Annotated in this window: 1 protein-coding gene and 1 pseudogene; both read left to right on the forward strand. The window is 65.1% G+C overall.

Annotated features, from left to right (window positions below; translation table 11 throughout):
• Nucleotides 1-126 precede the first annotated feature (126 nt).
• Nucleotides 127-7,755: pseudogene (locus ACSEEN_RS21025) on the forward strand (amino acid adenylation domain-containing protein); the annotation flags it as partial.
• 143 nt (nucleotides 7,756-7,898) lie between these two features.
• On the forward strand, nucleotides 7,899-8,288 hold the full coding sequence (locus tag ACSEEN_RS21030; protein WP_440714218.1) for an alpha/beta hydrolase: 390 nt from the start codon (nucleotides 7,899-7,901) through the stop codon (nucleotides 8,286-8,288).
• Nucleotides 8,289-8,342 lie beyond the last annotated feature (54 nt).

Below are 8,342 nucleotides of genomic sequence, written 5' to 3' on the forward strand. Positions count from 1 at the left end.
TCGGCGCCGTGCTCGCGCCACAGGCGCTCAGCACGGGCCTGGACGGCGGGATCGATCTTCTTGGGCATGATTGTCATCCTTCCTGATGGGACTCAGAAAGGAGCGGCATCAAACCTGGGGTGATTCATGGGTGAGGTTGAGGCGGTGATTGCCGGTGCGCCGGGTGTGGTGCATGCGGCGGCGACTGTGGCTGTGGCGCCCGCTGGTGGCGAGTTCTTGGTCGGTTATGTGTCGCCGGTGTCGGTGGATCTTGACGCTGTCAAGGGGCATGTGGCGGCGGTGTTGCCGGAGTATATGCGTCCGAGTGTGTGGATGTTGCTCGATGAGGTGGCGCTTAACAGTGCGGGCAAGTTGGATCGTCGGGCGTTGCCTGCACCGGATTTGTCGTCGACCGTGACCGAGTACGTGGCACCCGACGGTGAGGCCGAAGAGGTACTTGCTGGTGTGTTTGCTGATGTTCTCGGGGTGGAGCGGGTCGGTGTTACCGAGTCGTTCTTCGATGCGGGCGGTAACTCACTGAGCGCGATGCGGCTGGTCGCACGGGCGGGCAAGGCGCTGGATATCGATCTGTCCATTGCCGACATCTTCGCGGCCCCGTCGGTCCGTCAGCTGACCATTGTCGCCAGGGGGCGCGGCGGCGCACTTCCGCCGGTGACGAGCGTTGTTCCGCGGCCCGACAGCGTGCCGCTCTCGTATGCGCAACAGCGGATGTGGTTCATCAATCGTCTGGATCCGTCTGCGGCGACATACAACATTCCAGGGGTGTTCCGGCTCCGCGGTGCGGTCGACGTCGGTGCCCTGCGGCAGGCCGTGATCGATGTGGTGTCCCGTCACGAGGTGCTGCGGACGATCTTCCCCGAGCATGGCGGTGTGCCGCACCAGGTGGTGCTCGCCGCCGGTGATGCCAGCACCCGGATCGACATGCGAAGTGTTGCCTCCGCGGCGCAGCTGTTTGCCGACCTCGGCCGTGGATTCGAGGTCACCCGCGAAATGCCCATCCGGGTGCGTTTCCTGGTGGAAGGCGATGATGCAGTGGTACTGGCGGTCGTCGTGCACCACATCGCCTTCGACGGGCAATCGTATGGCCCGATGGTCGCGGATCTGATGACGGCGTACCTGGCACGGAGCCTGCGCACTTCTCCGGAGTGGACGCCGTTGCCGGTTCAGTACGCGGACTATGCGTTGTGGCAGCACAGAGTGCTCGGCTCGCCCACGGATACGTCGTCGCTGATCGGCCAGCAACTGGGTTACTGGACGCGGACGCTGGCGGGAGTTCCGGACGTGATCAGCCTCCCGACCGACCGGCCGCGCCCGCCGGTGTTCTCGCCGACGGGCGAGCGACTCAGCTTTGAGATTCCGGCCGAGGTTGCGCGCGGCGTCGACGCGTTCGCGTCCCGGACGGGCGCATCCAGGTTCATGGTTCTCCATGCGGTGTTCGCGGTGCTGCTCGCGCGTCTGTCCAGTTCCCGCGACATCGTCATCGGCACGCCTATCGACGGACGCGGACCGCGTGATCTGGGTGCCCTGGTCGGTATGTTCGTCAACACCTTGGCGCTCCGCACCGCGGTGGATCCGAGCGAGAGCTTCACCAGGTTGATGGAGCGTACTCGCGCCGCCGACATCGAAGCATTTGCGCATGCAGAGGTCCCCTTCGAATCAATCGTCGATGCACTCGACCCGGTTCGCAGCGAGGCTTTCTCACCGCTCGTCCAGGTGATCCTGTCCGTTGACCCGGTTGCCGGACCCGACGCTGCGGTGCAGTTCGCGGACTTCACCGTCGAGCCTTTCGGTGAGGTCGGCGCGCCAGCTCAGATGGACTTGAATCTCACGGTGTCGACGAATACCGATGCGAGTTGGACGGGTGTGCTGACCTTTGCGACGGCGCTGTTCGATCGCTCGTCGATCAATCTGTTCGGCGAGCGCTTCGTCCGGCTACTCGGCAGTCTGGTCGCCGCCCCCGATACGCCCGTGGGCGACACCGCCTGGCTTGACGAGACCGAGCAGGAGACGGTACTCGCCGAATCCGCGGGGCCGTTGTCGCCGGTTCGGGCTGAGACGATCGCCGACGCGGTGACCGCGGTGGCGACCCGGGTGCCGGAGGCTCTCGCCCTCATCTCCGGACCGAGACACATTTCTTACCGTGAATTCGGTGGGCGGGTCGGCGCCGTCGCTCGCCAGTTGATCGCCATGGGAGTGCAACCGGGATCGGCCGTGGGTGTGGTGATGGACCGCAGCGTCGAGCTGGTGCTGGCCGTGCACGCGGTGATTGCCGCAGGCGGACAGTACGTCCCCATCGCGGTCGATGCGCCAGCGGACCGGGCTGAGTACATGGCGGCGATCGCCGGAGTGGACGCGGTGCTTGTCCGTGCGCGGGCCCCGCAGCCAGATTTCGTGATGGGATTGGGTGTGCCGGTCGTCGAGGTCGACGCCGCTATCCCGATGGCGAATGCGCCCGTTCTCGATCCCGACGACCGCCTGACTACGCTTCGGCCGCAGGATGCGGCGTATACGCTGTTTACGTCGGGTTCGACGGGTGTGCCCAAGGGCGTGACCGTGACACACGGAGCGGTACGCAATTTCGTGGCATGGTTCGGCGAGTTCATACCTGCAGGTGAGCAGCGTTTGTTGTTCAAGACGCCGCATACCTTTGATGCGTCGGTGCTGGAGTTGTTCTGGCCGTTGGTGGCTGGGCAGACGATGGTCGTCGCTGAGGCCGACGGTGAGCGTGATCCGTCGTATCTGGCGGAGGTCATGACTCAGTCGGGTGTGTCGGTGGTGCAGTTCGTGCCGTCGATGCTGGCGGCGTTCCTGGACGTGGTCGCTGATGAGCCGTTGTTGCCGGACCTGCAGGTGTTGTTCTCGGGAGGGGAGGCGTTGCCGCCGGCGGTGGCAAAGGCTTCCCGGCGCCGGATCCCGCAGGCCGAGTTGGTCAACTTGTTCGGTCCGACTGAGGCTGCCGTGTACACGATGTCGGCGGTACTCGATCAGGTCGGCGAGGTGGTGCCGATCGGTCGCCCGATGGCCAATACGACGGCCCTGGTTCTCGACGGCCGTCTGCATCCGGTACCTGACGGAGTGGCGGGCGAACTGTATCTGGGGGGTGTGCAGTCCGCGCGTGGTTACGCATCTCGTGCGGATCTGACGGCGGAGCGTTTTGTCGCCGATCCGTTCGGGGAGCGGGGTGCGCGGTTGTACCGGACCGGTGATCTGGTGCGCCGCAGCGCGCAGTCCGGTGATCTGGAGTATCTGGGCCGCACCGACTTCCAGGTTAAGTTGCGTGGTCAGCGTCTGGAATTGGGGGAGGTCGAATCGGCAATTGCTGCCGTTGAGGGTGTCGTACATGCGGCAGCCCGGGTAGTCGAGGGTTCGGCCGGCGATCACCTCGTCGGTTACGTCGCACCGGCGACTCTTGATACCGATGTGATCGCTCGACACTTAGTCAAGCAGCTGCCGAAGTATATGGTGCCCACCGTGTGGGTGGCATTGGCGGAGATGCCGCTCAATACAGCAGGCAAGGTCGATCGCCGGTCGCTTCCCGCCCCGGAGTCGGTCGCCGTCGAGTACGTGGCTCCCGAGACCGCTGCTGAGGAGACGGTGGCGGCGGTGTTCGCCGGTCTGTTGGGTGTGGACCGGGTGTCGGTGGACGAATCGTTCTTCGACGCCGGCGGCAACTCGCTGGCGGCCATGCGCCTGGTATCGCGAGTGTCTGAGGCGCTGGGTGTGCAGGTATCGGTGCGAGACGTCTTCGAAGCACCGTCCGTGCGGCAACTGGTCGCCGCGGTAGCAGACCGAGCTGCTGCCCTCCCGCCGGTGACGGCGGTGATACCGCGGCCGGACATGATTCCGCTGTCGTTCGCGCAGCAGCGTATGTGGTTCATCAACCGCTTCGATCCGTCGCTGCCGACATACAACATTCCGGCGGTGCTGCGGATCAGCGGTGAGCTTGACGTATCGGCGCTGCGCGCCGCGGTCGTCGATGTCGTCAAGCGACACGAGGTGTTGCGCACGTCGTTCCCCGAGATCGACGGAGTGCCCTTCCAACAGGTCGGGGCCATCGCAGAGATCGATGACCGCGTCGACTGGGCCGTCGTCGATTCGATGGAGCTGCTGGACGAAGCATGTCGATCCGGGTTCGACGTCACCACCGATTGGCCGCTGCGGATTCGGCTGTGGCCGGCCGGTGAGAACGCGTACGTACTCGCCGTCGTCATGCATCACATCGCTGCCGATGGCGAATCCCGTTTGCCATTCGTCACGGATTTGGTGGCCTCGTATGCTGCGCGTGCCGCGGGTGAGGCTCCGGACTTGGCTCCGCTTCCGGTGCAGTTCGCAGATTTCGCGATCTGGCAGCATCGGGTGCTCGGTTCGGCGGAGGACCCGGCCTCGGTAGTGGCCAGCCAACTCCGATACTGGCGTGATCAACTCGCCGGCGTGCCCGACGTCTTGGAATTGCCGACCGACCGTCCGCGGCCGGCCGTTGCCTCGCATCGCGGCGCGGAGTTCAGGTTCACGATCCCCGCGGACGTGGCGGACAGAGTCAGCGCACTGGCTCGCCAGCGCGGCGTAACGCCATTCATGGTTGTTCACGCATCCCTGAGCGTTCTGCTTGCCCGCTTGACGGCGACGAATGACATCGCGGTGGCGATCCCGGTAGCAGGGCGTGGAGATACAGCGCTGGATCACCTGATCGGCATGTTCGTCAATACCCTCGTTCTGCGCACGCAGATCGATATGGGGATGCCCTTCGATACGTTGGTAGACGTGGTCAGCCGAGTTGATCTCGCAGGCTTCGCGCACGCTGAGGTCCCGTTCGAGGTGGTCGTTGACGCTCTCGATCCGGTGCGCAGTGAGGCATTCGCGCCGCTGGCGCAGGTGATGTTGTCGTTCGATCCTGGTGCGTCGGTCCAGCAGGCTGAGGCCGATATTGTCGGCCTGTCCATCTCGGGGGTAGATTCCCCGCTGGTCGCTGCGCAGCTAGATCTGGCTTTCGCCGTGCTGACTTCAGCTCCAGGAGCAGGCTGGATCGGGTCCATCACGTACGCGACCGACCTGTTCGACCAACCGACGATCGCTCGCTTGGCTGAGCGATTCGTGACGCTGCTCAGTGGGCTCACCAGTCTCCCGGCACGGGCCGTGGGCGATGTCCCGTTCCTGGCGCTTGATGAGGAATTCCGGGCTTTCGAGTTGTCCGCCGGGCCCGAGACTGAGAACGGTCCCACGGAGACGCTGGCAAGTACGCTGGCCGGGCAGATCCTGCGGAAGCCTGATTCGACAGCGGTGATCGTCGGCGATCGCGAGGTCGGATATCGCGAGTTCGGGGCACGGGTAGCGGTACTCGCACGCGAACTGATCGCGGCCGGCGTCGGACCCGACGTCGCAGTCGGAGTGGTGATCGAGCGTTCGTTGGAGATGCTGGTGGCTGTGCACGCGGTGATCGCGGCAGGTGGACAATATGTCCCGATCGACACAGCGGCACCGTCGGACCGAATCGAGTACATGCTCGACGTATCCGGCGCGACTCTCGTTCTTGTCGCCGCGCTCGCGGAGCGACCGGAGGCATTGCGCGCCGAGAGTGGCCGCGCGGTGATCGAGGTCGATGCCGCGGGTACGACCGACCTCACTGCATCGCCTGTCTCAGACGATGAGCGGTCGGCGCTGTTGACCGGCGATCACGCAGCGTACACGCTGTTCACCTCGGGCTCGACCGGTCGGCCGAAGGGCGTTACGGTGACGCAGGCCGGCATCGTCAATCGGCTTTCCTGGATGCAGAAAGACTACGCCGTAACTGAGTCTGATCGGATTCTGCAGAAGACGCCGTACACGTTCGATGTCTCGGTGTGGGAACTCTTCCTGCCGCTCATGTGCGGAGCATCCGTGGTCATCGCCGAGCCTGATGGCCACCGGGATCCGCACTATTTGGCTAAGGCCATCGCGGAACGCAGCGTCTCGGTCGTGCATTTCGTCCCGTCGATGCTTTCGGTGTTCCTCGAAGTGCTCGGCGACTCGGTGCGGGCGCTCGATTCGCTGCGGATGGTGGTCACCTCGGGCGAGGCGCTCACTGCGGCGAATGCTCAAGCACTTCTCGCCGAGCTCCCCGGGGTGCGGTTGGAGAACCTCTACGGTCCCACCGAGGCCGCTGTCGACGTGACAGCGCAAACGGTGTTGCCGGGAGACACTGCGGTCCCGATCGGTCGGCCGGTGGTCAACATCGGCACGCTCGTCCTCGATTCCAGGCTCGCACCCGTTCCGATCGGTGTGGCCGGCGAACTCTACCTGAGCGGCATCCAGCTGGCCCGCGGATACGCCTCCCGGCCGGAGCTGACTGCAGAGCGCTTCGTCGCGGACCCGTACGGGGTGGCCGGCGAGCGCCTATACCGGACCGGTGACCGGGTGCGATGGAATGCCGACGGCGCACTGGAGTACCTGGGGCGCACCGACTTCCAGGTGAAATTGCGCGGCCAGCGCATCGAATTGGGTGAAGTCGAGTCGGTCATCGGCGGGGTCCGCGGCGTCGTGCACGCAGCCGTGACGGTCACAGCGGCGCCGGATGGCGGCGAACACCTCGCCGCCTACATCTCGCCGGCGACGATCGATCTCGATGAGGTGAAGGCGGCCCTCGGACGCGCGCTGCCCGGCTACATGGTGCCGACTGTGTGGTCCGTGCTCGATGAGCTACCGCTGAACGCCGCCGGCAAGATCGACCGCCGCGCACTGCCGCCGATCGACATGCAGCAGCTCGCCGCCGAGTACGTGGCTCCACAGGGCGACGTCGAAGAGCTCGTCGCTGCAGCCTTCGCCGAGGTGCTGGGTGTCGACCAGGTTTCCGCGCTGGATTCGTTCTTCGACCTAGGCGGAAGTTCGCTCGCCGCAGTCAGGCTCGCCGCCAGACTGCGGCAGGCGAGTGGCCGCACCGTCGAATTGCCCTGGTTGTTCTCGCACCCGACAGTGCGGGATCTCGCGTCGGTGATATCGGGTGGCTCCGATGCCAGTGGTGTGCTGATCGCGCTGCGGACCGGAGGGAAGCTGCCCCCGTTGTTCTGCTTTCCTCCGGCTAACGGTGTCGCCTGGGTGTACGGAGGCCTGTTGCCCTATCTCGACGATCGTCCGGTGTACGGTCTGCAGGACCCCGCCGTCGTCGCTGATACGGATCGGTTGTCGACGATCGACGAGTTTGCCGACCGCTATATCGCCGAGATTCGCAGGGTCACGCCTCGGGGCCCCTACTATCTGCTCGGCTGGTCGCTGGGCGGTGTCATCGCCTTCGCGGTCGCCCAGAAGCTGCGGGCCGACGGTGATGAGGTCGCGTTCTTGGGCCTGATGGATCCCGCTGCCGGCGCGCTATACGAAGAACAGGTCTCCGCAGTCGAGCATGCGGCGCTGGTCGCCGAGCTCCGGGCCGACTGGGAGCAGTTGCGTGGCGGCAACGGCGCCGAATCGGCGGCCGACGAGACGCTCGCGGCTCAGTTCGCCGAGGTGTCAGACCTGACTGGACTGGCTCGTCGGATGATCGATGCCTTTGCGGCGGGAGCCGAGTTGCTCGCCGATCACGAGCCGGGCGAGGTGGACGCGCCGGTACTCTTCTTCACTGCTCGTCGCGAACGGCCCGAACGCATCACCGAATACTGGCGGCAGCGGGTGTCCGGTGACTTCGTCAACATCGACGTCGACGTCGAGCACGGGGCGATGGGGTCCACAAAGGGATTCAGACTGATTGGACCGGACCTCGGCCGTCATCTGATCGGACCAAAATCGTGATGGTCCGTAACGCGACGCGCCTACCGCGTCGATTCACATACTGAGTGGTCAGGGCGAGGGTGCGACCGGGCATACCGGGTGCGACCGCGCCGCCGATTGGATGGACCGTCCGAACGGCAATGAATATGCGAGTATCGTTCGGCGTGAATATCCCGAAAGGAACGGCAATGTCACAAGTCAGAGCCTTCGTCGTGCTCTGCGCTGCGCTGCTGATCGCTACCGGACTGCTGGGGGCGGGCCCGGCGTCGGCGGCGCAGTCGCGAATCGTCAGCGTCGAGAACAACGGGCCGCAGCATCAGCGATTCACGGTCTACTCGGCGTCGATGGATCGGAATATTCCGCTCGACGTGTTCCTCCCGCGTGATCAGAGCCGCCCGGCGCCCGTGCTGTACATGCTCAACGGTGTGGCCGGTGGCGAAGGTGAAGGCAACTGGGCCGACAAGACCGATTACCAGAAGTTTGAAGCGCCCCGGGTTTGGTGGAGGCTCGGTTATCTGGAACCGGTTCCGATCGGAACCTGGTCTTCAGGGTAGCGGGCGACCTCGTGGGATGCCCAATGGGTGGTCTCGAACTCGACGGGCGGGACG

The sequence above is a fragment of the Gordonia marina genome (assembly GCF_052036135.1).
Classification (GTDB): domain Bacteria; phylum Actinomycetota; class Actinomycetes; order Mycobacteriales; family Mycobacteriaceae; genus Gordonia.